General features: G+C 67.8%; 26 protein-coding genes. 12 read left to right on the forward strand and 14 right to left on the reverse strand.

The window, feature by feature from the left end; all coding sequences use genetic code 11:
* Genes ACFWUP_RS17210 through ACFWUP_RS17220 form a run of 3 tightly spaced genes read right to left on the reverse strand, consistent with a single transcriptional unit; the run spans nucleotide 1 to nucleotide 2,884 of the window.
* On the reverse strand, nucleotides 1–798 hold the full coding sequence (locus ACFWUP_RS17210) for an ABC transporter ATP-binding protein (RefSeq protein WP_379235285.1): 798 nt from the start codon (nucleotides 796–798) through the stop codon (nucleotides 1–3).
* A complete protein-coding gene (locus ACFWUP_RS17215; RefSeq protein ID WP_379235286.1) occupies nucleotides 798–1,880 on the reverse strand; it encodes a FecCD family ABC transporter permease in 1,083 nt (360 codons plus the stop codon). Before ACFWUP_RS17215 ends, ACFWUP_RS17210 begins: the two co-directional genes overlap by 1 nt.
* Nucleotides 1,877–2,884 carry a FecCD family ABC transporter permease gene (locus ACFWUP_RS17220; protein ID WP_379235288.1) on the reverse strand — a complete coding sequence of 336 codons (1,008 nt, stop codon included), beginning with the start codon at nucleotides 2,882–2,884 and terminating at the stop codon, nucleotides 1,877–1,879. Before ACFWUP_RS17220 ends, ACFWUP_RS17215 begins: the two co-directional genes overlap by 4 nt.
* Before the next feature lie 108 nt (nucleotides 2,885–2,992).
* On the opposite strand from ACFWUP_RS17220, the gene ACFWUP_RS17225 reads away from it, so the two are divergent.
* From ACFWUP_RS17225 to ACFWUP_RS17240, 4 genes are all read left to right on the forward strand, one after another.
* Entirely contained in the window at nucleotides 2,993–4,060 is a 1,068-nt protein-coding gene (locus tag ACFWUP_RS17225; protein ID WP_379235290.1) for an ABC transporter substrate-binding protein, read from the forward strand.
* An 88-nt stretch (nucleotides 4,061–4,148) separates the two neighbouring features.
* Nucleotides 4,149–4,742, forward strand: a complete 594-nt coding sequence (locus tag ACFWUP_RS17230; RefSeq protein ID WP_379235292.1) for a hypothetical protein — start codon at nucleotides 4,149–4,151, stop codon at nucleotides 4,740–4,742.
* A gap of 23 nt (nucleotides 4,743–4,765) precedes the next feature.
* Entirely contained in the window at nucleotides 4,766–5,323 is a 558-nt protein-coding gene (locus ACFWUP_RS17235) for a sugar O-acetyltransferase (RefSeq protein ID WP_379235294.1), read from the forward strand.
* 60 nt (nucleotides 5,324–5,383) lie between these two features.
* A complete protein-coding gene (locus ACFWUP_RS17240; RefSeq protein WP_379235296.1) occupies nucleotides 5,384–5,806 on the forward strand; it encodes a VOC family protein in 423 nt (140 codons plus the stop codon).
* Here the strand turns inward: ACFWUP_RS17240 and ACFWUP_RS17245 are convergent.
* Nucleotides 5,784–6,284 (reverse strand): nitroreductase/quinone reductase family protein, encoded by a 501-nt coding sequence (locus ACFWUP_RS17245; protein WP_379235298.1) that lies wholly within the window; start codon nucleotides 6,282–6,284, stop codon nucleotides 5,784–5,786. The two genes, ACFWUP_RS17240 and ACFWUP_RS17245, sit on opposite strands and share 23 nt — an antisense overlap.
* 122 nt (nucleotides 6,285–6,406) lie before the next feature.
* On the opposite strand from ACFWUP_RS17245, the gene ppc reads away from it, so the two are divergent.
* On the forward strand, nucleotides 6,407–9,169 hold the full coding sequence (gene ppc / locus ACFWUP_RS17250; RefSeq protein ID WP_379235300.1) for a phosphoenolpyruvate carboxylase: 2,763 nt from the start codon (nucleotides 6,407–6,409) through the stop codon (nucleotides 9,167–9,169).
* 22 nt (nucleotides 9,170–9,191) lie between these two features.
* On the opposite strand, the gene ACFWUP_RS17255 is transcribed toward ppc, so the two are convergent.
* The 4 genes from ACFWUP_RS17255 to ACFWUP_RS17270 form a co-directional block, all read right to left on the reverse strand.
* The gene (locus tag ACFWUP_RS17255; RefSeq protein ID WP_379235302.1) at nucleotides 9,192–9,359 is read right to left on the reverse strand and encodes a hypothetical protein; all 168 of its coding nucleotides are present in this window, start codon (nucleotides 9,357–9,359) and stop codon (nucleotides 9,192–9,194) included.
* Between the two features lie 107 nt (nucleotides 9,360–9,466).
* Nucleotides 9,467–9,874 carry a RidA family protein gene (locus ACFWUP_RS17260; RefSeq protein ID WP_379235304.1) on the reverse strand — a complete coding sequence of 136 codons (408 nt, stop codon included), beginning with the start codon at nucleotides 9,872–9,874 and terminating at the stop codon, nucleotides 9,467–9,469.
* A 5-nt stretch (nucleotides 9,875–9,879) separates the two neighbouring features.
* Nucleotides 9,880–10,650: an IclR family transcriptional regulator gene (locus ACFWUP_RS17265; protein ID WP_379235306.1), complete on the reverse strand. Its 771-nt coding sequence runs from the start codon at nucleotides 10,648–10,650 to the stop codon at nucleotides 9,880–9,882.
* The gene (locus tag ACFWUP_RS17270) at nucleotides 10,647–11,681 is read right to left on the reverse strand and encodes a sugar kinase (protein ID WP_379235308.1); all 1,035 of its coding nucleotides are present in this window, start codon (nucleotides 11,679–11,681) and stop codon (nucleotides 10,647–10,649) included. The genes ACFWUP_RS17265 and ACFWUP_RS17270 overlap by 4 nt, the downstream gene beginning before the upstream one ends.
* 150 nt (nucleotides 11,682–11,831) lie before the next feature.
* Between ACFWUP_RS17270 and ACFWUP_RS17275 the strand changes: the two genes are divergently transcribed.
* Genes ACFWUP_RS17275 through ACFWUP_RS17290 form a run of 4 tightly spaced genes read left to right on the forward strand, consistent with a single transcriptional unit; the run spans nucleotide 11,832 to nucleotide 16,817 of the window.
* Nucleotides 11,832–13,115 (forward strand): amino acid deaminase, encoded by a 1,284-nt coding sequence (locus tag ACFWUP_RS17275; protein ID WP_379235310.1) that lies wholly within the window; start codon nucleotides 11,832–11,834, stop codon nucleotides 13,113–13,115.
* 9 nt (nucleotides 13,116–13,124) lie between these two features.
* A complete protein-coding gene (locus ACFWUP_RS17280; RefSeq protein WP_379235312.1) occupies nucleotides 13,125–14,738 on the forward strand; it encodes an amidohydrolase family protein in 1,614 nt (537 codons plus the stop codon).
* Nucleotides 14,735–15,376: a bifunctional 4-hydroxy-2-oxoglutarate aldolase/2-dehydro-3-deoxy-phosphogluconate aldolase gene (locus ACFWUP_RS17285; protein ID WP_379235314.1), complete on the forward strand. Its 642-nt coding sequence runs from the start codon at nucleotides 14,735–14,737 to the stop codon at nucleotides 15,374–15,376. The genes ACFWUP_RS17280 and ACFWUP_RS17285 overlap by 4 nt, the downstream gene beginning before the upstream one ends.
* Nucleotides 15,377–15,386: 10 nt before the next feature.
* Nucleotides 15,387–16,817, forward strand: coding sequence for a GntP family permease (locus ACFWUP_RS17290; RefSeq protein WP_379235316.1), 1,431 nt, complete (start codon nucleotides 15,387–15,389; stop codon nucleotides 16,815–16,817).
* A gap of 10 nt (nucleotides 16,818–16,827) precedes the next feature.
* On the opposite strand, the gene ACFWUP_RS17295 is transcribed toward ACFWUP_RS17290, so the two are convergent.
* From ACFWUP_RS17295 to ACFWUP_RS17310, 4 genes are all read right to left on the reverse strand, one after another.
* Entirely contained in the window at nucleotides 16,828–17,490 is a 663-nt protein-coding gene (locus ACFWUP_RS17295) for a response regulator (protein WP_379235318.1), read from the reverse strand.
* Nucleotides 17,487–18,620, reverse strand: coding sequence for a sensor histidine kinase (locus ACFWUP_RS17300; RefSeq protein WP_379235320.1), 1,134 nt, complete (start codon nucleotides 18,618–18,620; stop codon nucleotides 17,487–17,489). The genes ACFWUP_RS17295 and ACFWUP_RS17300 overlap by 4 nt, the downstream gene beginning before the upstream one ends.
* Nucleotides 18,617–20,023, reverse strand: coding sequence for a serine hydrolase domain-containing protein (locus tag ACFWUP_RS17305; RefSeq protein WP_379235322.1), 1,407 nt, complete (start codon nucleotides 20,021–20,023; stop codon nucleotides 18,617–18,619). Before ACFWUP_RS17305 ends, ACFWUP_RS17300 begins: the two co-directional genes overlap by 4 nt.
* A 135-nt stretch (nucleotides 20,024–20,158) precedes the next feature.
* The gene (locus ACFWUP_RS17310) at nucleotides 20,159–20,707 is read right to left on the reverse strand and encodes a TetR/AcrR family transcriptional regulator (RefSeq protein ID WP_379235324.1); all 549 of its coding nucleotides are present in this window, start codon (nucleotides 20,705–20,707) and stop codon (nucleotides 20,159–20,161) included.
* A gap of 100 nt (nucleotides 20,708–20,807) precedes the next feature.
* Between ACFWUP_RS17310 and ACFWUP_RS17315 the strand changes: the two genes are divergently transcribed.
* Nucleotides 20,808–21,905 carry an FAD-dependent monooxygenase gene (locus ACFWUP_RS17315; RefSeq protein WP_379235326.1) on the forward strand — a complete coding sequence of 366 codons (1,098 nt, stop codon included), beginning with the start codon at nucleotides 20,808–20,810 and terminating at the stop codon, nucleotides 21,903–21,905.
* Between the two features lie 152 nt (nucleotides 21,906–22,057).
* On the opposite strand, the gene ACFWUP_RS17320 is transcribed toward ACFWUP_RS17315, so the two are convergent.
* Nucleotides 22,058–23,044, reverse strand: a complete 987-nt coding sequence (locus ACFWUP_RS17320; protein ID WP_379235328.1) for an MBL fold metallo-hydrolase — start codon at nucleotides 23,042–23,044, stop codon at nucleotides 22,058–22,060.
* A gap of 47 nt (nucleotides 23,045–23,091) precedes the next feature.
* On the opposite strand from ACFWUP_RS17320, the gene ACFWUP_RS17325 reads away from it, so the two are divergent.
* On the forward strand, nucleotides 23,092–23,487 hold the full coding sequence (locus ACFWUP_RS17325) for a MerR family transcriptional regulator (protein ID WP_379235330.1): 396 nt from the start codon (nucleotides 23,092–23,094) through the stop codon (nucleotides 23,485–23,487).
* A gap of 19 nt (nucleotides 23,488–23,506) precedes the next feature.
* Here ACFWUP_RS17325 and ACFWUP_RS17330 read toward each other — a convergent pair whose 3' ends face one another.
* Nucleotides 23,507–24,487 (reverse strand): helix-turn-helix transcriptional regulator, encoded by a 981-nt coding sequence (locus tag ACFWUP_RS17330; protein WP_379235332.1) that lies wholly within the window; start codon nucleotides 24,485–24,487, stop codon nucleotides 23,507–23,509.
* 63 nt (nucleotides 24,488–24,550) lie between these two features.
* Here ACFWUP_RS17330 and ACFWUP_RS17335 point away from each other — a divergent pair, with 63 nt between their 5' ends.
* A complete protein-coding gene (locus ACFWUP_RS17335; protein WP_379235334.1) occupies nucleotides 24,551–25,042 on the forward strand; it encodes a pyridoxamine 5'-phosphate oxidase family protein in 492 nt (163 codons plus the stop codon).
* The last annotated feature ends 1 nt before the right edge of the window (nucleotide 25,043 follow it).

Raw genomic sequence — 25,043 nt, forward strand, 5'->3', positions numbered from 1 at the left:
CTACGAGGTCGCCGCGACCGGCCCGATCGGGACCACCAGCGGTGTCGCGGTCACCGGGTCCTCGATCACCTTCGCGCGCAGCCCGAACACTTCCGCCACCGTCTCCTCGGTGAGGACTTCGGCGGGCGTTCCGGCGGCGACCACGCGGCCCGCCCGCATCGCGACCAGGCGGTGGGCATAGCGCGCGGCGAGATTCAGGTCGTGCAACACCATCACCACCGTGCGGCCCGCTTCGGTGTGCAGGCGCCGGACCAGGTCGAGCACTTCGATCTGGTGGGCGAGGTCGAGGAAGGTGGTGGGTTCGTCGAGTAGGAGCAGGTCGGTGTTCTGGGCCAGTGCCATCGAGATCCAGGCGCGCTGGCGTTGTCCGCCGGACAGTTCGTCGAGCGAGCGGTCGGCGAATTCGACCATGTCGGTCCACATCAGGGCCGCGGTGATAGCGGACTCGTCGTCCTGGGACCACTGGCGGTACCAGCGCTGGTGTGGGTGTCTGCCGCGAGCGACCAGGTCGGCGACGGTGAGACCCTCAGGGGCGAGCGGTGATTGGGGCAGGATGCCGAGTACCCGCGCTACTTCCTTGGTCGACATGCGGTCGATGCGTTTGCCGTCCAAGTGCACGTGCCCACCGGCGGGGCGCAGCAACCGGGCCATCGCGCGCAGGAGCGTGGATTTGCCGCACCCGTTGGGGCCGATCACCGCGGTGATGGTGCCGCCGATGATGTCCAGGTTCAGGTTGTCGACGACGGTGGTCGGCCCGTAGCCGAGGGTCAGTTCGCTGGCTCGCAACCGAACGGTCATCACACGCCCGCTTTCCCGGCGCGATTGCGCCGCATCAACAGATAGATCAGATAGGGCGCGCCGAGTACCGCGGTGATCACGCCGACGGGGAGCTCACCGGCGGGCAGGAGGGTCCGGGCGACGAGGTCTGCGGTGACGGTGAAGGCCGCGCCGAGCAGTGCCGAGGTGAGCAGCGGCGGCTGTGCCGAGCCGGTGAGTCGCAGCGCCACCTGCGGCACCGCGAGCGCGATGAAGATGATGGCGCCCGCCGACGCCGTGGCGACCCCGGCGAGCAGCACGGCCAGGACCAGCAGGAACAGGCGGGCGACGTTGAGCCGCACGCCGAGTGAGCGGGCGGTGTCGTCGCCGAAGTGCAGGGCACCGAGCAGGTGGGTGCTCGCCAGAACCACCGGCACCAGGATCACCAGGGCGATCGCCACCGGGGTCACCTGAATCCAGCTGCTGCCGTTGAGGCTGCCGGTCAGCCAGGTCACCGCCCGCGCCGCGACATCGACTTCGCCGACACTGAGCAGCCAGAACGTCACGCTGGACAGCAGCGAACCGGCGCCGAGACCGACGAGGACGAGTCGATACCCTTCGATGCCGCCGCGCCAGGCCAGCAGGAAAACACCGAAAGCGGCGAGCAATCCGCCGAACATGGACGCGACGGGCACCCCGATCTCGGCAGCGACACCGCTGAGCTGACCGCGGCTTCCGGTCAGCGCGATCACCGCGACAGCGGCGACGCTCGAGCCCGCGGTGACGCCGAGAATATCGGGGCTGGACAACGGGTTTCGCGCGATCCCCTGGGTGATCGCACCCGACAACGCCAACGCCGCGCCGACCAGCGCACCGGTGAGAATCCGGGGCAGCCGCAGATCCCACACCACGTAGGCGAGGCCGTCGTCGCCACCACCGGTGAGCACCGCCACCACGTCCCACGGGGTGACTGGACCGCCATCGGGCATCGTGTAGGTGCCGATCGCGAGGGCGACGCAGCTCGCGGCGACGAGGATCGCGAGGCCGACCAGCAGCACACCGGTCGTGCGCAGTCGCAGTTGCCAGGACACCGGGCCAAGCCGGACCGCGCGGACAGTACTCATATGGTCACCAGCTTGCGGCGCCGGACCAGCACGATGAAGAACGGAACACCGACGAAGGCGAGCATGATGCCCGCCGGCAGTTCGCCCTTGTCCAGCACCAGCCGTCCCGCGATATCGGCGGCCAACACCATGACGACGCCGAGTAGCCCGGCCACAGGGACGAGCCAGCGATAGTCGGGGCCGGTGATGCCACGTGCCAGATGCGGAACGACGAGACCGACGAAGCCGAGGGGTCCGGCAATCGCCACGACCGCACCGGTGAGCAGCACGATCGACCCGATGCCGACGGTGCGAGCGAGGAAAACGCGATGGCCCAGTGCTTTCGCGGTGTCCTCGCCGAGGCCGAGCGCGTTGAGCGCGGAGGTATTCGCCAGGGCGAGCACGATCCCGACGATGACGAAAGGTGTTGCCTTGCCGAGTAAGTCGAGGTTGGACCCGACGAGCGAGCCGGCCTTCCAGAAGCGGTAGATGTCAGTGACATCGGTGTCGAACAGCACCACCGCCGAGATCAACCCTTGCAACAGGTAGCTGACGGCGGCGCCCGCCAGGGCGAGCGTCACCGGGGTGGGTCCGCCGCGGCCCGTTGCGCCGATGACGAACACGGTGACGGTGGCGATCAGTGCCCCGGCGAAACCGAACCACACGTAACCGAACAGGCTCGGGATGCCGCCGACCATCACCGCCAGCACGATCCCGAGCGCCGCACCCTGGGTGATGCCGAGCAGCGCGGGGTCGGCCAGTGGGTTCCTGGTGTGGCCCTGGATCACGGCGCCCGCGACGCCGAGCGCGAGGCCGGCGAGGACCCCCAGCAGCGTGCGCGGCAGGCGGAGACCGTTGACGATCGCACCGGTCTCGGTATCGGTCGTGCCACCGAGGGCATGCAGAACATCAAGGGGAGCAATGAATTTGGAGCCGACGGCAAGACTGAGCACGACGGCGGCGAGCACCGCGACCGCGAGTCCGGCGACGAGAAGCAACCGGCGAGCACGTGTGTTGGCGAACACGACTCCGGGCGGTGATGCGGGCACTGTTCCTACTTCATAGTTGGTAATTAGGTAAGGCTTCGCTACGTTATCAACCCTGAGATCATCCGAACCACCCGGGAGCATTCGATGAACACCCCACTGATCCGCCGACTCGCCGCTGCCGCGGTAGTCGCCGCCGCCGTCTCGAGTCTGTCCGCGTGTGGCCAGGATCGGACTCCCGGCAGTGCCGCGAGCAGCGCTTGCGACACCGCGAGCAATCTCGACGGCGGTGCCTACCCGCGCACCATCGACAAGGGCGCGGTCAAGGACAAGGCGGGCGTCGACGTCGGCACCACGGTCGACCCGGCGACCATCACCACCCGGCCGGTCCGCGTCGCGGCCCTCGATCAGACCTTCGTCGACGCCGCCCTCGTGCTGAACACCGAACTGGTCGCGTACACGACCTACCAGTCCATGGGCGAGAAACTACCCGCCTTCCTCGGCTCGGCCGCCCAGACCTGTGGCGGGCGCGCGGTCAACATCGGCAACCTGCAGACCCCCGATATCGAGAAACTGGCCGGTGCCCGACCCGACCTGATCGTGTCGGCAAAGGTCCGCCACGAGAAGCAGTACGAGCAGTTCAAGGGCATCAAACTCGGTTCGGGCACGGTCCCGGTCGTGTTCAGCCAGACCACCGGCGCCACCTGGAAGGAAAACCTCCTGCTGCTCGCCAAAGCGGTCGACAAGGAGAACCTGGCCAAGGCGAAACTCGCGGCGTACCAGGACCGCGCCGCCAAGATCGGCGCCGCGATCAAGGAAAAGAACGGCGGCAACGCCCCGACCGTGTCGCTGCTGCGCTTCATGCCCAAGGAGGACCGGCTGATGCAGCGGGTCAGCTTCGTCGGCGACATCTTCGCCGACACCGGCCTGAACCAGCCCGACAAGTCCACCGACCCGAAAAACGACTTCTCGATCACCCTGAGCCCCGAGCGCCTCCTCGACGCCGACGCCGACTACATCTTCCTCACCAGCAACGGCGAAGACGCCGCCACCCAGCGCAAGGCAGCCGCGGAGGCCAACCCACTGTGGAACCAGCTGCACGGCAAGATCACCCCGGTCGACGACCTGGTCTGGCTCACCTCGGTCGGCCTCACCGGTGCACACTCCGTCCTCGACGACATCGCCGAGACCTTCCAGGTCGACCCGGCGAAGTAGCCGCCGACGGACACCGCGCCCGGATTCGCCTGCGCGAGAAGCGAGAACGCTGTTTGCTTCGAGCGCAGCGGGCGTCGATCATGACTGAATGAGCAAGCAGGTGGGGCCGCGCGGATGTCTGGTCGGACTGGGTTCGGTGGTTCTCATCTTCGTGGTCTTCGGTGTGGGCTTGCATCTCTTGGAGCGGTGGGAGAGGTCGGAACCGGCGGCCGCGGTCCCGCCGGACCTGTGCGCGGTGATCGGGCCGGCACTCTTCGAACGTGCGGTCCCGTTCGGGGAGCGGATGCCCGCAGCGAGCTATTCGGGTGACAGCGACGCGGCGTGTGAATTTCACACCGCGGACAACCATCCGATCGGCGTCGACGAATACGGGAACCTGAAGGTGCGGCTGTTGCGCTACGGACGGATCTGGTGGATCTCGGGAGCGGACCAAGCATCGAAGGCACTCGCCTCATGGTGCGACGGTTCGGCGATGATGGGCAGATTCGTTCCCGGTGCCGGCTTGGGAGACGAGTCCTGTAACGCCGACGGTGACGACGGCGAGACCGCCGCGAGCTCCGTCGTGGTGCGCCGAGGCGCTGACCTGATCTGGGTCGACCACTATCGGCACCCCGCGTCGGCCTCGGACACCCGGCGCACAGTGCGCGAAGTGGCCGCGGCGACGCTCGCGGCCACTCGGTAGGCGAACGCCCTACACTCGGCGGGGTGGGTGAGCAGAAGCAGCGGATGTTGGCGGGGGAACTGTACAAGGACAACGATCCGGAACTCGTGGCCGAACGGCAACGGGCGCAACGGTTGTGTGATGAGTTCAATCGGACCGGGCCGGATGAGACCGGGCGGCGGACCGAGTTGCTGGGGGATCTGCTGGGCAAGGTGGGGGAGGGGTCGTGGATCATGCCGCGGTTCCAGTGTGATTACGGGTATCTGATCGAGATCGGGGCGAACAGCTTCCTCAATTACGACGCGATTCTGCTGGATTGCGCGCCGATCACCATCGGCGACGACTGTTCGATCGGGCCCCGCGTGCAGTTGCTCACCGCGCTGCATCCGATGGAGGATCACGAAAAGCGCAGGCAGCGTTGGGAATCCGCGGCGCCGATCCGGATCGGGAACAATGCCTGGTTCGGTGGCGGGGTGATCGTGTGCCCCGGCGTGACGATCGGTGACGATGTGGTGGTCGGGGCGGGCAGTGTGGTGACGCGTGATCTGCCCGACCGGGTGTTCGCGGCGGGCAACCCGGCGCGGGTGATCAGGCAACTCTAGGTTTGCTGGTTACGCTGGTCGGCAGGCGCCGACCGGCGCACCACGACCAGAGGAGACCGCATGCGCCACGGCGAAGATCTGTCCCTCACCCACGTCATGCTGCTCGTGGGCGACCAGGACGAGGCTCTGACCTTCTATCGCGACCTGATCGGTCTGCAAGTCCGCACCGATATCCCGTTCGAAGGCAATCTGCGCTGGCTCACCGTCGGCCCGGTCGACCAGAAGCACCTGGAATTCGTGCTGGAAACCCCGGAAATGTCCCCCGACCCCGCGTACCGGGCAGCGGCGCAGGCCCGCATCGACAGCGGCGCCCAGTCCACGATCATCTTCGCGACCGACGACCTGGACGGCACCTTCACCCGCATCCGCGACGCGGGCGCCACCGTCGCCCAAGAGATCGTGAACCAGCAATACGGCCGCGACTGCGCGTTCCGCGACCCCTGGGGCAATCAGATCCGCTTCAACGCCCGCCAGAAGGGCTGACCCGGCGCAACACCGCGATCGGCAGGCGGCGCTCGGTCAGCTCACGGTAGGTGGCGAAGTCGGGATAGCCCGCGACGAGCACCGCCCACAGCCGCTCGTATTCGGCGTCGTCGGTGATCTCGCGCACGGCCACCGGCCAGGTGTCGCGCCCGAGTTGCACCTCACCGGATTCGGCGGCGACCAGGTTCCGCCACCAGTTCGGCGCGCTCGGATTGCCGCCGTTGGATCCGCACACCACCAGGTCATCGCCGTCGCGGACAAGCATCAGGACAACCGATCGTGGCTGTCCTGATGTGCGCCCGACGACCGTGAGCCGGAAAATCGGCCTGCCCAGCCATTTTCCCGCGGGACCGCCGCCGAAACGCCGGTACATCCGTTCGTGCAGTCGTCCGGCACCGCGTGCCATGGCCGGTAATCGGGCGCTGATCAGGTTGGCGGCGCATCCGGTCGTGCTGAGCGCTGGTCGTGTACCTGACATCGGTAATCCCCCTTCAACGATGGTGAATCGACCGTATCGGTGTGTGCCGACAACCACATCCGCCCACGGTAGGAGCGCGTCGCCGGGTCGCGGAGCGGCGATTACCGCAATACTGTATTTCCATGGGTGAACCGATGGAGCAGGAAGCAACCCGGCCGCTGCGCGAGGACATCCGTTTCCTCGGCGGCATCCTGGGCGACACCATCCGCGACCACGAAGGTCCCGAGGTGTTCGACCTGATCGAGCGCGTGCGCACCGAGGCATTCCGGGTGCGCCGCGAGGAGGTCGAGCGCAGCGCTGTCGCCGATATGCTCGACGGCACCCCCACCGAGGTCGCCATCCCGCTGATCCGCGCGTTCAGCTATTTCGTGCTGCTGGCCAATCTGGCCGAGGACATCCAGCGTGATCGCCGCCGCGCCGTGCACGTGGCCGCGGGGGAGCCGCCGCAGGATTCCTCCCTGGCCGCGACCTACGACAAGCTCGACGCGGCCGGACTCGACGGCTCGACGGTGGCCGACCTGCTCACCGACGCGCTCGTCTCCCCGGTGATCACCGCGCACCCGACCGAAACCCGCAGGCGCACAGTCTTCGACGTGCAGTCCAAGATCACCGAACTCATGCGACTGCGTCGTCGGCTCGAACCCGGCGATCCCGGGCTGGCGGACTCGGAACTGCGGATTCGTCGCGAGGTACTGACCCTGTGGCGCACGGCGCTGATCCGGTTGGCGCGCTTGCGGATTCAGGACGAGATCTCGGTCGGTCTGCGCTACTACGACCTGACCCTCTACGACGTAATCCCCGCGATCAACGCCCAGGTGCGAGCCGCGCTGCGGGAACGCTGGCCCGCGGAAGACCTGCTGCCGCGCCCGATCCTGCGCCCCGGCTCCTGGATCGGCGGCGACCGCGACGGAAATCCCTTCGTCACAGCCGAAGTCGTGCACACCGCCGCCGAACAGGCCGCCGCCTATGCCTTCGGCCGGTACCTCGACGAGCTGGTCGAACTCGAGAAGACCCTGTCGCAATCGGCCCGCCTGGTGCAGGTGACACCCCCGGTCGCCGAGCTCGCGGCCGCGGGCTATCCCGACCCCGGCCTGTTCGCCGACGAACCGTATCGTCGTGCGCTGCACGCGATTCGGGCCCGCCTCAGCGCCACCGCGGAGCTGGCACTCGGCGAACTGCCCGAACACGGATTCGCTTCCGATGCCGCCCCGTACCCGACCCCGCAGGCCGTCCTCGACGACCTCGACGCGATCGACGAATCCATGCGCGCCAGCGGCGACGGCCTGCTCGCCGACGACCGCCTCGCCGCCCTGCGCCACGCCATCGAAACCTTCGGCTTCCACCTGCAGGGCCTGGACATGCGCCAGAACTCCGAGGTGCACGAACAGGTCGTCACCGAACTGCTGGCGTGGTCGGGCGTGCACGCCGATTACCCGAGCCTGTCCGAAGACGAGCGTGTCGAGCTGCTGGCTACCGAATTGCGCACGCGCCGACCACTGCTGGGCCCCACCGCGCAGTTGAGCGAGCTCGCCACCAAAGAGCTCGGCGTGCTCGGCGCTGCCAAGGAGGTCATCGACACCTTCGGCGCGGCCGCCATCCCCAACTACATCATCAGCATGTGCACCTCGGTCAGCGACATGCTCGAAGCGGCCCTGCTGCTGAAGGAAGCGGGCATCCTCGATCCCGGCACCGCCGACGTCGCGCCGAGCTGCCCCGTCGGTATCGTCCCGCTGTTCGAGACCATCGAGGACCTGAGCGCCGGTGCGTCGACTCTCGCTGCGGTACTGGAGGTTCCGGTGTATCGCGAGCTGGTCGAGGCGGCGGGCATGCGCCAGGAAGTGATGCTCGGCTACTCCGATTCCAACAAGGACGGCGGCTACCTCGCCGCGAACTGGGCGCTCTACCGCGCCGAACTCGACCTGGTGGAGGTGGCCAGGAAGTCGGGCATCCGGTTGCGGCTGTTCCACGGTCGCGGCGGCACCGTCGGTCGCGGTGGTGGTCGCAGCTACGACGCCATTCTGGCCCAGCCCGCCGGTGCGGTGCAGGGCTCGCTGCGCCTCACCGAACAGGGCGAGGTGATCGCCGCGAAGTACTCCGAATCCGGTGCGGCACACCGTAATCTGGAATCACTGATCGCGGGCACCCTGGAGTCGACACTCTTGGATGTGGAGGGCCTCGGCGACGACGCCGAACCCGCCTATGAACTGCTCGACGACCTCGCCGCCCGCGCCCGCGCCGCCTACGCGAACCTCGTGCACGACACCCCCGGCTTCGTCGAATACTTCCGCGAATCCACTCCGGTCGCCGAGGTCGGCGACCTCAATATCGGCAGCCGCCCCGCCTCCCGCAAACCCACCAATTCGGTGTCGGACCTGCGCGCCATCCCCTGGGTGATGGCGTGGAGCCAGGCCAGGGTCATGCTGCCCGGCTGGTACGGCACCGGCACCGCCCTCGAGGACTGGGTCGGCGACGATCCGGCCCGCCTCGCCCGCCTCACCGATCTCTACCAGCGCTGGCCGTTCTTCAACACCGTCCTGTCGAACCTGGCCCAGGTGATGGCCAAGAGCGACCTCGACATCGCCGCCAACTACGCCGAACTCGTCACCGACGAAACCCTGCGAGCGAAGATCTTCGCCATGATCACCGACGAGCACGCCCGCACCATCCGCATGTACAAGGCGGTCACCGGCCACACTGAACTCCTCAGTGACAACCCGTCACTGGCCGAATCGATCCACAACCGCTTCCCCTACCTGGAGCCACTGAACCAGCTCCAGGTCGACCTGCTGGCCCGGCTGCGCGGCGGCGACGATTCCGAACTGGTGAAGCGAGGCATCCTGCTCACCATGAACGGCCTCGCCACCGCGCTCCGCAACTCGGGCTAGCAGCGCGACTCGGGTTAACCACCTACAGGCAGACGCTGATGGTGATCGGTCCGACCGGGATGCCGGTGCAGATCGACACCGAGCCGACGACCGGCTGCGCGGGGGCGGCCGACGCGGTTCCCGCACCGATCGCGGTGACGGACAGCGCCAGGGCGGCGACAGCGAGCGGGCGGGCGAACTTGGCGAACATAGGCGCAATCCTCGGGTAGAGCGGGGCGAACACCCCCGTGCGGGGGCGTCCCCATCTCAACACGCACGCGCCGACGACGTCCACGACATCGTGGGAATCGCGGTGGCTCAGTCGGTTACGACCGCGATCGCGTCGATCTCGACCAGCATCTCCGCGCGCGGCAGACCGGTGAAAACGGTGGTGCGCGAGGGGAGCACGCCGTTGCTGGTGTGCTCGGTCACGAACTCACCGTAGGCCTCGTTCATGATCGCGAAATCCTCGCGCTTGGTGAGGTAGACGCGCAGCATCATCACATCGTCGAAGGTGGCACCGGAGGCGTCGATGATCGCCTTGACGTTCATCAGGGTGCGGGTGGTCTGGGCGGCCACATCGCCGGGGTGCAGGTACTCGTTGGTCTCGGGATCCACCGGGCCCTGACCGGACACCTGCACGAACGGGCCCTTGCGCACGCCCTGGGAGAAGGTGTGGGCGGGTGCCGGGGCGTCGGAGGTGCGCACGGCGGTCTTGTCGGACATGTGGTTCAGCCTTTCCTCGCGGTGACGTCTCGGCGGGGGTCCCAGCCGAGCTCGGTGGAGATGGCGTCGGCAGTCGCCCTGACCTGCGGCAACAATGCCAGCACCTGATCATGGTCGAGCAGCACGTCGGGTACCGAGACCGACACGGCGGCGACCACGGAACCGATCCCGTCGCGCACGCCGACACCGATGCAGTTGACGAAGCTCTCGTGTTCCTCGTGATCCTCGGCGAACCCCTGCGCGGCGACGAGATCCAATTCGGCCAGATACTGCTCGGGGGTGCGCAGGGTGCGGGTGGTGAAGGGGTGGTAGTCCAATCGTGCTGCCACAGCGGGCCATTCGCTGCGAGGCAGTGCGGCGACGAGCACCTTGCCGACCGCGGTGCAGTGAAGGGGCGCCGGCCTGCCGATGCGCGAATACATCCGCACCGCCTGTTCGGCGTCGACCTTGTCGATGTAGACGGCGTCGCCGGATTCGTAGGCGGCCAGGTGCACGGTTTGCCCGGTAGCCGCGCCCAGTTTCCTCAGATACGGGCGGGCGACGGTGCGCACATCACGGTTCTCCAGTGCGCGACTTGCCAATTCGAACATCCTGGTGCCGAGCGAATAGCGGTGCGCGCTGTCGTGCACGACGAACCGATCGGCCTGCATGGTCTGTAGCAATCGCAACACTGTCGACTTGTGCACGCCGAGCCGGACCGCCAACTCGTCGAGCGACTGCGAATTCTCGCCGAGGGCAATGAGAATGGACAGGGCTCGCGACACGCTTTGACTCATGTGCTGATCGTTTCATTGAGCGCGGCGGGGTAGTGCAGCCCGGCCCAGCTGTCGTCGGGAAGCCCGGCCAGGCGCCGAAGATCTTGTGACGGTGGCAGTTTCGCCGAATCACCGGCGGCGGTGAGGGCCGCCGCGGCGCACAGGTGGCCGTATCGCAGGCGCGTGCGCAGGTCGGCGCCGTGTAGCAGCGCGGCGAGGTAGCCACCGGCGAAAGCGTCACCGGCGCCGATGCGTTCGGTGATCTCGAGGGTCAGCGCGGGTACCTCGATCCAGGACGCACCGTCGAAGCCGGTGACGCTGTGCTTGTCGTTCTTGACGATCAGCTGGGCGGGTTCGGGGAACAGTGCGCGCAGGGCGGCCGGGTCGCCGGTGCCGAAGATCTCCTCGGCCTCGTCGGCACCGAGGAACACCACGTCGGCGCCGCGAATGTGCGCGTCGAGTTCTTCGGAGGCTTCGTCGATGCGTGAACCCCACACTGCCGGACGGTAATTCAGGTCGAAGCTGACGAGGCACTGTCGGGGTCGCGCCAGCAGTGCGCGGGTGAGTTCGGTCGCCGACTCCGAGAGCGCCGGGGTGATGCCGGTGAAGTGCACGAGATCGGCGCCGTCGAGCAGGGCGGCTCGCTCCGTGAGGTCGGCGGGGGACAGCGCACTGGCCGCCGAACCCGTGCGGTAGTAGTGCATGCGGCTGGCATCGGCGCCGAGATCGTTGGCGGCACCGGAACCCGCGCCCCGCTCCTTGACGTAGAGGCCCGTAGGCCGCGTCGGATCGACCGCGACCGCCGAGACATCGACCCCCTGCGCACCGAGCTCGGTCGTCAGGTACCGACCGAATCCGTCGTCGCCGACCCGCGACAGCCACGCCGCCGACACGTCGAGCTGGGCCAGCACCACGGCCACATTGGCCTCCGCGCCGCCCGCCCCGCGATCGAACTGCGCGGACTGTTCCAGGGGCCCCGCGCCCGCGATCAGCACGGCCAGACCCTCGCCGACAGTGACCGCCCTGGGCTGGTCGTTTGTTACGTAGATCACCTCATTTGCCCTTTCGTGCTTGCGGTCACTGCCCTCTGCATGCACAATAACGAGCAGAAACATTCAGTGCAACCACCGTTGCAGCCTGTGCAATGTTTATCGGATATGGCTGATCGGACCGTTACCCCGGGTTCGGTCGAGAAGGAAGGGATGGCTGTGATCATCGACAACGACGTCGTAGATGCCCTCGCCGACGAGTTGCTCGGACCCCACGACAAGAGCGCGCCGCCCGCGGCGTGGGGGCACACCGTGCGCGAATATCTCGCCGGCGCACCGGGTCTGGATCAGTGGCAGACGCCGTTGCTCACCCTCGATCGCGGCAGGCTCGACGCGAACCGCGACCTCATGGCCGACTGGACTGATGCGGCGGGCGTCGCGCTCGCCCCGCACGGCAAGACGACGATGGCGCCGCAGCTGTGGCGCGAACAGCTCGTGGCCGGGTCGTGGGGGATCACCCTGGCCACCGCGTGGCAGGCGCAACTCGCGCGGTCGTTCGGTGTCGGCCGGATCATGCTCGCCAATACGCTGATCGACCCGGTCGGATTGGCCTGGGCCGCAGCGGAATCCGCGCGCCACCCCGACTTCGAGTTGTACTGCTGGGCCGATGGTGTGGCCACCGTCGAACTGATGGACAAGATCCTGCGCGAGACCGCCGCGGGGCCGCGCGTGCGGGTGCTGGTCGAGCTGGGTGGGCCACACGGTCGCACCGGGGCGCGCACTCGTGCCGAAGCGCATGCGGTGGCCGCCGCCGTCGGCGCGAGTGAGCGGTTGAGTCTGGCCGGTGTCGCGGGGTACGAGGGCGCGTTGGCTCACGATCGCAGCACCGAGGGTGTCGCGGCAGTGCGCGGCTATCTGCGCGAGCTCGGCGCACTGCACACCGAACTCGTTGCGGCGGGCGCCTATTCGGGTCCGGCGGTTGTCACCGCAGGCGGCAGTGCCTATCCCGAACTCGTCGTCGACGAACTCGCCGGGCTCGCCGACGCGTCTACCACCGTGATCCTGCGCAGCGGCGCCTACCTCGTCCATGACGACGGCTTCTACGCGGGAATTTCCCCGCTCGCCGCGCCCGCGAGGGAACCCGGCCTTCGCTCGGCCATGCACGGTTGGGCTCGGGTGGTCTCGCGACCCGAACCGGAACTGGCTCTGCTCGACGGCGGCAAACGCGACTTCCCCTTCGACGAGGGCCTGCCGGTGCCCCAGTTGGTCATCGGCGGCACCCTCCCCTCGAATGCCGTGGTCACCGCACTGAACGATCAGCACACCTTCCTGCGGATGCCCGGTGCCGACGCTGCCGACCTTCCGGTCGGTTCCGTTGTGCGCCTGGGCCTCTCGCACCCGTGCACCGCCTTCGACAAGTGGCGCCGCATCCCGGTGATCGACGACGCCGACACGACCGACCCGCGCGTGGTCGACCTGATCCGCACCTACTTCTGACGGATGACCATGACGCACCTGCTCTTTCGTGACATCGATATCATCGACGGCACCGGCGCCCCACGCACCCGCGGCGACGTCGTGGTTCGCGACGGCCGCATCACCGAGATCGCGCCACCCGGCACCATCGACTCCGACGCGAGAGTCGTTCCGGTACAGCCGGGTTCGGTTCTCACGCCCGGGTTCATCGACATGCACGCGCACTCCGACCTGTACCTGCTCACCCACCCCGACCACTTCCCGAAGATCACCCAGGGCGTCACCACCGAGGTGATCGGCCAGGACGGGCTGTCCTACGCGCCCATCGACGAGGCCGCCCTCGCGGTGGTGCGCAGGCAGATCGCGGGCTGGAACGGCAATCCGGCCGACTTCGACTTCTCCTGGCGCACCGTCGCGCAGTACCTTGACCGACTCGACGAAGGCATCACGCCCAATGCCGCCTACCTCGTTCCGCAGGGCACGCTGCGCATGCTCGTCGTCGGCAACGACCAGCGCGTGGCCACCGCCGCAGAGATCGACCGGATGTGCGCGCTGCTGGCCGAGGGCTTCGAACAGGGTGCGGTCGGCATGTCCAGCGGGCTCACGTATACGCCCGGAATGTATGCCGACACAAGCGAACTCGCCGCACTGTGCGCGGTGGTCGCTTCCTACGGTGGCTTCTACGCACCGCACACACGCTCTTACGGCGCGGGCGCGCTCGAGGCCTACGCGGAGATGATCGGCCTGGCGAAGGCCACCGGCTGCGCGCTGCACCTGACCCACGCCACGATGAACTTCGGGGTGAACCGTGGCCGCGCACCGGAATTCCTCGCGATGATCGCGCAAGCCCGCACCGACGGCTGCGACATCACCCTCGACACCTACCCGTATCTGCCCGGCTCGACCACCCTGTCCGCGCTGCTGCCCAGCTGGGCGATGTCGGGTGGGCCCGACGCCGCGCTCGCCCGCCTGGACGATCCGGCCGAGCGCGCCAGGATCACCGAAGATGTCGACGTCAACGGGTCCGACGGCTGCCACGGCGTCACCGTCGAATGGGAAACCATCCAGATCAGCGGCGTCGGCGACGACGCACTGTCGGAGGTAGTTGGCCGGACAGTCGCCGAGATCGCGGCCGAGCACGGTGTCGCTCCCGTCGAAGTGTTCTTCGACCTGCTGTGCCGCGACCAGCTCGCCACCACGATCCTGCAGCACGTCGGCCACGAGGAGAACGTGCGCGCCATCATGGTCGACCCCGGCCACATGGGCGGCAGCGACGGCTTGCTCGTCGGCGCCCGACCGCACCCGCGTGCGTGGGGCACCTTCCCGCGCTACCTGTCGCGCTATGTCCGTGAACTGGGCGTCCTCGGCCTCGAGGACTGCGTGCACCACCTCACCGGGCGACCGGCGGCCCGGCTGCGGCTGGCTGAACGCGGGCTGATCCGGCCCGGTTTCGCCGCAGACCTCGTCGTGTTCGATCCGGCAACGATCCACGACACGGCAACATTCGAGCACCCGCAACAGCAGGCCCGTGGTATCCAGCACGTGCTGGTCAACGGCGAGTTCGCGCTGGAGAACGGCACCGCGACCGGAGTACGCGCCGGTCGCGCCCTGCGCCTGGACACCACGAAGGAGGAAACCCGATGAACCCGTTGCTCAGTTCGTCGTCGGAGGCCATGGAGGTGATCCGCGCCGACCGCGCACTCACCGTGGTCCGCGCGCCCGCCATCCCCGACCCGGCCGCGCTCGCCACGGCGCTCGCGGGCGCGGGGCTGCGGGCGGTGGAACTGACCTTCACCACTCTCGGTGTGCTCGACGCGATCGGCAAGGCCAGTACGGTCACCGACGCCGTGATCGGGGTCGGCACCGTCACAACCCGCGAGCAGGCCGAAGCCGCCATCGAGGTCGGCGCCAGATTCCTGGTCACCCCCGCGCTGCGCCCCGAGGTCGCCGAAGTGGCTGCCGCGCACACGATTCCGGTCATCATGGGCGCGTTCACGCCCTCGGAGGTTCTCGCGGCGGCGGAGATGGGGGCGGCGGCGGTGAAGATCTTCCCGGCGCGCGCGCTCGGCCCGCAGTACTTCAAAGACCTGCTCGGGCCGTTCCCGCACATGCTCCTGATCCCCTCCGGCGGCGTGAATTCCCACAACGCCCGCGATTTCCTGCGTGCGGGCGCGATCGCCGTCACCGCGGGCACCGAAGTGGTCGCCCCGCTCGACGTCGAGACCGCGCGCTGGTCGCACATCGGCTCCAAGGCCGCACACTTCGTCCATTCGCTTGATTGAGAGGTTTTCCATGGGCGCCACCGTCGACTGGTTGCGCACCACCACCCCCGGGTTGCTGGTGCTGTGCGGTCTCGCGATCGCTGTACTACTCATCGCCATCATCAAGGTCAAACTGGAGCCGTTCGTCGCGCTGCTGTTGACCGGACTGCTGCTGGCGCTGGCCGCCGGGCTGCCGGTCTCTGAAATCGTCGGCACCCCGCTGAAAGCCGGTGAGTCACTACTGGAAACCGGCTTCGGTGGCATCCTCGGTCATATCGCGGTGATCATCGGTCTCGGCACCGTGCTCGGCGCGATCCTCGAAAGATCCGGTGGCGCCGACGTTCTCACCGACAAACTGCTCGGCGTGTTCGGCGAGAAGGGCGCTCCCATCGCGATGGGCCTGCTCGGGCTCATCTTCGGCATCCCCGTGTTCTTCGACATCGGCATCTTCGTCCTCGCGCCGCTGGTCTATGTCGCGGCCAAGCGCGGCGGGCGATCACTGGTCCTCTACGCCATGCCGATGCTCGCCGGCCTGTCGATGACGCATGCCTTCCTCCCACCGCACCCCGGCCCGGTCGCGCTCGGCGGGTTGCTGGGCGTGAGCCTCGGCTGGTTGATCCTGATGGGATTCGTCTGCGGCATACCGGGTTTCATCGCCGCGGGTATCGTCTGGGGCAGCTACATCGGCAAGCGCGTCATGGTTTCGGTGCCCGAGGAATTCGTCCCCCTGGAGCCGGAACCCGCTGACGATCCCGACGGCTCCGGTGCGACCGCCGTCATCACCAAGTCGCCGCCCTCGGTGGCTCTGATCGGTGGCATCATCGCGATCCCGCTGGTGCTGATCCTCGGCGCGACGTTCGGTTACCAACTGCTGGACAAGGATTCGACGCTGCTGCAAGTGCTCACCTTCTTCGGCACCCCCGCGGTCGCGCTGCTCATCACCGTGCTCGTGGCGTTCTACTTGCTCGGGATCCGGCGCGGCTCGACCGTGCAGGAACTGAGCACCATCACCGCCGAATCGCTCAAGCCGGTCGGCATGGTGCTGCTGGTGGTCGGTGCGGGCGCCTTCTTCGGCAAGGTCATCTCGGCCACCGGCATCGGCACCGCACTGGCCGACACCATGTCGGCGGCCGGTCTGCCGATCATCGTGCTCGCCTACCTGATCAGCTGCGGCTTGCGCATCGCCCAGGGTTCGGCCACGGTCGCCATCGTCACCACCGGCGGCATCGTCGCCCCGCTGGTCGCCGAGCAGCACTACTCGCAGATGGCCATCGCGTTGATCGCCATGTCGATCGCGGCGGGCTCGATCATCCTCAGCCACGTCAACGACGGCGGGTTCTGGATCATCGCGAAGTACTTCAACATGACGGTGAAACAGACGCTGCAGACCTGGACAGTGCTCGAAACCATCCTGTCCGTGGTGAGTTTCGCGGTCGCGGCGTTGCTGTTCTCGATCGTCTGAGGTAGTCGTTTTACCCAGCCGGGCTGTCCCCACGGGTCAGCCCGGCTTCGTATGCGCAGATCGCCGCCTGCACCCGGTTGTCCACCTCGAGGCGTCGCAAGATCGCGCTGACGTGGAATTTCACGGTTGCCTCGGCGAGGAACAGGGTGCGACCGATGTCGGCGTTGGACAGTCCGCGTCCGAGCAGGGCGAGCACGTCTCGCTCGCGGTCGGTCAGCGCCTCGACGCGACGACGTGCCGCGATGGGTGCCGGATTGCCGGAGCGGGCGATGACCTTCCGCGCAATTCGCGGGGAGAGGTAGGCAGCGCCGTCCGCCACGGCCCGGACACCGAGCAGGAGTTCGCGAGGGTCGGCGGCCTTGAGCAGGAACCCGTCGACGCCGTGGGCCATGGCGGCGTCGACGTAGTCGTCCTCGTCGAAAGTGGTGAGCAGGACCACCGCCACCGACGGCAGGAACGCGCGGAGTTCGGCGGCGGCACCGAGACCGTCGAGTCGGGGCATCCGGATATCGAGCAGCGCGATGTCGGGCCGGTGGTGCCGGGCCGATGCGACGGCTTCGCGCCCGTCGCCCGCCTCGGCGATCACCTCGATCTCCGGATCGGTGGCCAGGATCGCCTTCACACCGGCGCGGATCAGCGGTTCGTCGTCGGCGAGCAGGACCCGGATCGTCATGGAGCTCCCCTGATCGGGTCGAGCGGGATCTGCGCGCGGACGATGAAGCGGCGTTGCTCGGCGTTCGCGTGAAATGTGCCGTCCAGCAGATGAACCCGGTCACGAAGGCCCGCGAGGCCGACACCGGATCCCGGAGCGGATTCCATCGCCGCAGCCAGCGGAAGGCTGGGTGTGCCTGAGTGCGGGGCGGAGTTCGCGGCAGGTAGGAGGTCCGTGCCTGTCGGTGGGCTGGACGGGGACACTGACCGACAGTCGGCACGCGATGGACTTTCGGCTGCGATGTCCGACAAGTGGTCCGCGCGGCTCGGTATATCGGTCCGTGGGTTGTCGATTGTCACGTCGACCAGCGTCGGTGTGCGTTCCATGCGGATCACCACTTCGGCGCCGGGGGCGTGCCGCGCTGCGTTCGTCAGCGATTCGCGCACGACGTAAGACACTGTCCGCTCGACGAGTGGCGGCATCGGCGGACCATCGAAACCGTGTGTGGTGACGGTCATTCCGGCGCTGCGAGCACTGTCGACGACCGTGGTGGCATCTTCTATGTGCGGGTCGATCGGGGCTGCCTGACGCAGTACCCCGATCGTGCTGCGGAGCCGATCGGTGGCGGTCGTCGCGGCGGCCCGCAGCTCGGCGGCCGCCTGCTGGTTCGGCTCGGACAGATCGTCGGCCAGCTCGAGCGCACCGGCGCGCAGCGCGATCAGCGCCAGATCGTGGCCGAGGCTGTCGTGGATGTCCGCGGCGATCCGGGTGCGTTCGCGTAGCTCGGCGCGCTCGGCGACCAGGCGCTTTTCCTGTTCGAGACGGGTGACGCGCTCGGCGCTCGCGACCAACAGTTCGGCCTGCTGACGCCGGAACCGCCCCGCCGACCACGGCAGCGCGCACGCGAGAACGAACGACCCGAGTACACCACTGCCGACCGAGAAATCCGCCAGTGTGAACACCATCCCCGGCGCCGCCAGCGCGGCGAGCACGGTCCATTCGCGCGGGAACGGCAAGTTTCGGCCATGGAGGTAGGACAGTACGGCGAGCACGAGATACAGCACCTGCCGCCACAGCGGAAGCTCGTCGAGGAACAGCCCGTTGATCTGGACTGCTCCCGCGAGCACCACCAGCGCGGCCCCGTTCCTCATTCGCCCGACCTTACCGATCGCAGCCGATAGACCCGTGTCGCTGTGGTGGCCAGGCCGGCCGCCGCGGCGACGCCGACGGTGATCAGGAGCGGCGCGTAGTAGGTGAGCTGCGTCCAGGTGACGGCCCGCCCGCCCATGATGATCGAGATGACGGCAGGGAATCCGGCGAACAGCAGCACGGGCACCAGTGCTGGGAGCAGTCGTGCACCTGTCCACCAGGTCCCGCGCCTTGCGCTCGCCCATCGCCGCGCCCTGAACACGCCGAGCCCGCCGAGACCCAGTGCCGCCACCACGATCGCCGCGAGCGCGACCTCGGACCATTGCCTGGTGGCACCTGGAACTTCCGGTGTTTCGCCACGGCTCATCGCGGCGAGACCGAGCATGATCGGGTAGGTGTCGTCGGCGAGTCCGGTGCTGTTGGTCATGACCGCGAAGCCGTATCCGGTCTTCGGGTCGATCGCTTGGGCGGCGTTGTAGGTGAACAGGTTTCCGGAATGGACGAGCAGGTCACCGTCTTCCTCTGTGCCCCAACCCATTCCGTAGCGGTGCAGGACCGGGGTCTGCATTGTCGTCAGGCCTTGCGCGGAGACGAGGTGTGGCCCGTTGCCGGTGTTGGCGATCAACCACCGGCCCATGTCCGCGGCCGTCGTGATGACCGAACCTGCTCCGCCCCCGGGGAATCCGACGAGCTCCGGCCGCGCTACCCACTGCCCGAACACCGAGGTGAAGCCGTTCGGTGGTGCGGGCAGGTCGGCATCGGTGCCGCTGGCGGTCATACCGAGTGGGCCGAACACCCGCTCTCGCAGATAGTCGCCGAAGCTGCGGCCACTGGCCACCTCCACCAGGCGTGCCGCGATGTCGTAGTTGACATTGCAGTAGGCCCACCGCGTTCCAGGTTCGGCTGCCAGCGTGCCGGAGCGCAAGGTGGCAACGTTATCGGTCAGTGTCCGCGCCTTGTCGGTGGCTCCGATGTCGACCGTCCGGTCCGACAGTCCCGAGGTTTGATTCAGCAAGTGCCGCACGGTGATTCGATTCGCACGAGCATCGTCCATCCGGAACTCGGGCAACTGCTCGACCACCGGCCTGTCCAATGCCAGACGACCGTCCTCGACCAGCGTCATCACGGCGGTCGCGGTCATGGATTTACTCAACGACGCGACCCGCATCGGTGAATCCGCCGCCATCGGCTCCCCGCGCGAATCCCGGCCCGCGCCGGTGGCGTGGACGACGGTGTCCCCATGGGTGACAACGAGTGAGACACCCGGCAGGCCGGTCGATTCCATCGCCTCGTCCAGGTAGGCGTCGATGGCAGCGGGAGTCAGGGCTGGCTCCGGTGCGGCGTTCGCACTTGATGGTGCGACGAGGCCGAAAACGATAGCGGCCGTGATCAATACGCGATGCATGAATCAACCGTAGGAACGGCTGGAGCGGCTCGGATCCGACGAACGGCGACGAAAGACTAGACGAAAGTCGCAAGTCTGGCGTCCGACGGGTTCTCGGTGACACGAAGACGCCGGTCCGGTGCACACGCGAATCGTTCAGTCGAGCAGCGCATGCGTCAGCCTCGCCAGTGCCGTACGTGGGTCCTTGCCAGCCTCCGCGCCGGTCAGCCGGTGCACGACGGCACCGTCGAGATAGTCGACGAGGATGCCGGTATCGGCGGCCGTCACACCGACCGAGGCTGCCATCTCGACAGCCCAGGCACGCAGCCGCTGATGCCCGCGCTGGACCGATTCGTGCAGAGCGGGCATCGTCTGCGACTCGCCGAACAGGGCGAGACGGGCCTGGGTGCGGACGAGGTCGGTGGTCGTCGCGTGCGTGACGAACAGGGCGAGACCGTCGATGAGGGCCTCGACCGTGGCAGGGCCGAGTGCGCGGTTCAGCGTCTCCCAGTCGGCGTGATCGCGCTGCTCGAGGCGTTCCGCGATGCCACACAGCAGCGCTTCTCGGGTGCGGAAGTAGTTGGATGTCGAACCCGGCGGCACGTCGGCGGCCTGGTCCACCGCGCGGTGGGTCAGCGCACGCGAGCCGCCGGTGCCCAGCACCTCGATGGCGGCATCGAGGACCTGGTCGCGTTTGGTAGCCACGCACCGATACTACGCCCGTAGTGACTCGCACTACATTCATAGTGCCTGTCACTACAGCCGTAGTACGGTCGCATGGATACCTGCAACGAGGGAGTGTGTGATGCCTACAGCGATAGTGGTCGGTGGTGGGATCGGGGGATTGGCTGCTGCGCTCGCGCTGGCCGGCCGGGGTTGGGACGTCCAGGTGCTGGAGCGGGCGCCGGAGGTCGCCGAAGTCGGTTCCGGAATATCCTTGTGGTCCAACGCTTTACGTGCACTGGACGCTCTCGGCGTCGGTGACACTGTTCGCGCACAGGGTATGGCGGAGGTGTCGGCTGGAATTCGCGACGACCGTGGGCGCTGGCTCTCGCGCACCGACGTGGCAACGCTGCGCGAACGGTTCGGCGCGCCGGTCGTGATCCACCGCGCCCGCCTGCTCGACATCCTGCGCACGGCGCTGCCCGAAAGTGTTGTGCACACCGGTATCTCGGTTCGCGAGGCTACCGCCGACGGAACGGTGGGGCACTCCGCGGGAACCTCATCCGCCGATCTGATCGTCGGAGCAGATGGGATTCGCAGTGTCGTCCGACGCGCGGTCTGCGGCGAAGTCGCCCCGCGCTACGCCGGCTACACCGCCTGGCGCACAGTGGTCGACACCGAGGAGCAGCTCACCGAGTTCGGCGAAACCTGGGGCCGCGGCACACGTTTTGGCATCGCCCCGCTCGCCGACGGCCGCATCTACTGCTTCGCCGTCTACAACGCCCCCGAGAACACGACCGGCGGCCTCACCGAAGTCCGCGACAGGTTCGCGAACTGGCACCACCCGATCCCCACCCTCCTCTCCGCCGCCGATCCGAAAATGGTGCTACACAACGACATCTACGACCTCCCCGCCCTGCCTACCTTTACCGCCGGCCGCATCGCCCTCCTCGGCGACGCCGCCCACGCGATGACACCCAACCTCGGCCAGGGTGGCTGCCAAGCTCTCGAAGACGCGGTGGTCCTCGGCCGACTGGCAGGCGAACCCGACGGCCTCGCCCGCTACGACCGCGAACGCCGCCCCCGCACCCAGATGATCACCCACCGCTCGGCCCGGATCGGTGCCGTCGCCCAACTGTCTGCCCGCCCCTTGGTCGCGATCCGCAACACGGCATTGCGCCTGACTCCCACCTCGGTCCAGCTCCGTTCCATGGCAGAGGTCCTCGACTGGACAAGCTGAGACGAGGTCCGGTGCCCAGCTGCCGAGTCGGGTCGGTCGCGAAGTCCAGCCGGCGATCCGGGGCGGTCGCGAAGTCCAGCCGGCGATTCGGGATGGTCTCGAAGTCCAGCCGACGTTGCCTGTCGCGGTGGTGTGCACTGAAGTGAGCTGGGTCAGGCCTGACTCGCTCGCGCCGCGTGTGGGTCGTTGGTCCACGCTCGCGCCGCGTGATGATCGTGGGTGGGGATGATGCGGACAGCACCGCGAATCGCGTGCAGGCGGTGGACAGTTCGCCAGGTCTCGGTGCGGTCGTTGTCGGCCAGCACGCCCGGATACCCCGACTTCTGCCGCAGTTTCTCGACCTGCAGGTTGTGCCAGATCGCGTCACCCGCGAGCAGGACCGGGCCGCGCTCGGTGCGTAGGAGCACACCGATGCTGCCCGGGGTGTGGCCGGACAGGTCGACGAGCAGCACCGCGCCGTCGCCGAACAGGTCGTGGCTACGGGCGAAGGCGAGGACCGGCGGACCGTCGAGGTCGTAGCAGTCGAGAGGTCGCTCCCGAACGGCTCGTCGCACCCCGCCGATCGGCGCCACCGGGCCGGTCATGGCCCAGTCGTGCTCGGGCCGGTGCAGCCGCAGCGCCAACCCGGGAAGATCGAGGAGACCGGCGACATGGTCCCAGTGCAGGTGCGTCGGCAGGGCGAAATCGATGGTCGCCGCATCAATGCCGCTGCGGTGCAGGGATTCCCGGATATCGATGATGTCCTTTGGGGGCGTCACGGCGAGGCGCAGAATCTGGGGAAGTTCGGCCACCACCTGATCCTGAACGTCGACGCAGATGCCGGGGTCGACGAGAAAGGTCGCCGTCGGATGCCGGACGACAAAAGCCGTCATCGCGGATTCGATCCGGCGCGGAGCGAATATGCCTTCGACGACGGCCGCCGTCGGCACGCTCTTGGCATTCTGTGCCAGCACCGTCAGCTCGACCGTCGTGGTGCCGCCTGGTAGTCCGTGGTCGGGGAGCGAGGCCAGGAACCTGTGGTCGGGTCGTCGCGGACGGAGCGCGCCCGTCACCGCCGACCCCACCGACCGGCAACACCGCCACACATCCGGTGTCGCAACGGCGTCGATCAGCTGTGTTCGATTGTCGTTGTGTTCCATGCGAACTACGCTAAAACTTCAGGTCGACCTGAAGTAAAGGGGAGAAGATGCCGAAAACTGCTGGGTCACGCATCGGTGACGCCGCCGCCGAACTCGGCGTCGCCACGCACGTCCTGCGGCACTGGGAGGACGTCGGTGTCCTCGTGCCACCGCGCGCGCCCGGCGGACAACGGATCTACGACGGTGAACTGATCGTCCGGGGCCGTCTCGTCCAGCTCCTTCAACGATCGGGGCTGTCCCTGGCCGAGATGAAAGATCTCTTCGCCACCAGGTCGCACACCCGCCGCGTGGCACTGTTCGCGGACAAGCAGGCCGAGCTACGAGCTCGCGTCGACGACCTCACCCGAACCATCGACTTTCTCGCCCATGTACTGCGCTGCACCCACCCGATCGTGGACGAATGCCCGGACTGCGTCGAGTTCAGCCGGGCCTCGCAGCGGTGAGACGCGATGCCGGTGCCGTCTACGTGCTCGTCGATCGCCGGTAGCGCGCGAGCATCGCGGCGGCAGTGGTCGTCATGGTCGCGCGGAGCTCGGGAGGGTTGAGGACTTCGATGTGCTGGCCCAAGGGGAGCAGGGCGTGGGCGAGGACTTCGTAGGACTCGGCGGGGATGGTGATGTCGGCCCAATCGTCTTTGTCGGGAGGGCCGAGGGAGGCGAGGGCTTCGCGAACAGCGGCGGGGTCGTTCATGAGACGCAGCAGGCGCAGGTGGGCGATGGAGATCCGGCAGTCGGCGCTGACTCGCAGCATTGATCGGGCGAATTCCTCGGCTGCGGATTGCCAGTGGTCGGCCAGGTCGAAAGGTGTTGGGCGGGTGAAGGAATCGCCGGTCGGTGTGGCGGTGGCTATGCGGCTTGCTCGGTAGGAGCGGATGTCGGTGTCGTCGCGGGCGACCAGATACCAGGTGCCTGCCTTCATGACCAGACCGAGTGGGTCGAGGGTGCGTTCGACCGTGCGGTCGTGGCGGCGATAGGTGATCGAGAGGCGGCGGTCGTGCCAGAGGGCGTCGGCAACCGTTGCGAGGGTGGGGGTTTCGTCGGGACGCTGGAACCAGCCGGGCATGTCGATGTGGACGCGTTCGGCGATTCGGGTTGCGCGGCCACGCAATTCGGGCGGGAGCGCGGCGAGCATCTTCAGCTGGGCGGTGGCCAGGACGGTGCCGAGACCCAGGTCGGCCGCGGCGCCGGGGAGGCCGGCCAGCAGGACGGCGTCGGCTTCGTCGGAGGTGAGGCCGGTGAGGCGGGTGCGGTAGCCGTCGATCAACCGCACGCCGCCGCCACGCCCCGGCTCGCTGTACACCGGAACGCCCGCCTCCGACAGCGCCTCCACGTCCCGATACACCGTGCGCACCGACACCTCCAGCTCCCGTGCCAGCTCGCCTGCGGTCGCACCGCCGTTCGCCTGCAACAGAAGCAGCAGCTGCACCAGCCTGCTCGCTCTCATATCCCCGACACTAGCCGCGAACCCTGACAGCAGATGTCAAGTATGGGTCGTACCGTACGAGATATGACCACGTGGAGCCAGTTCACCGAGGAAGCACCGAGCATCGCGGCGCTGTTCCTGCGTCGCCACCAGGCCACCGGCAACCTGTGCCTGCTGGGCACCGTGCGCGCCGACGGTTCGCCGCGCATCAGCCCGATCGAACCGATGATCTTCGACGGCATGCTCGTGCTGGCCGGCATGCCGAACACCAGGAAATTCGACGACCTCGCCCGCGACCCTCGCTTCTGCCTGCACACTGCCACCGTCGACACCAAGGTCTCCGATGGCGACGCGAAACTCTTCGGCGCCGTCACCGACGTGAAAGACGAAGCCGTTCACGCCCGCTTCGCCCAGAAGCTGTTCGACGACAGCGGTTTCGACATCCGCGGCGAGAAATTCGACCACTTCTACGTCGCTGACCTCACCGGCGCCTCCACCGTCGAGGTGAACGACGACCACCTCGACATCACCGTCTGGAAACCCGGTTCGGGCGAAACGGTCGTCCGCAAACACTGAG

Origin of the sequence: Nocardia sp. NPDC058658 (assembly GCF_042716665.1) — a bacterium.
Taxonomy (GTDB): Bacteria; Actinomycetota; Actinomycetes; order Mycobacteriales; family Mycobacteriaceae; genus Nocardia.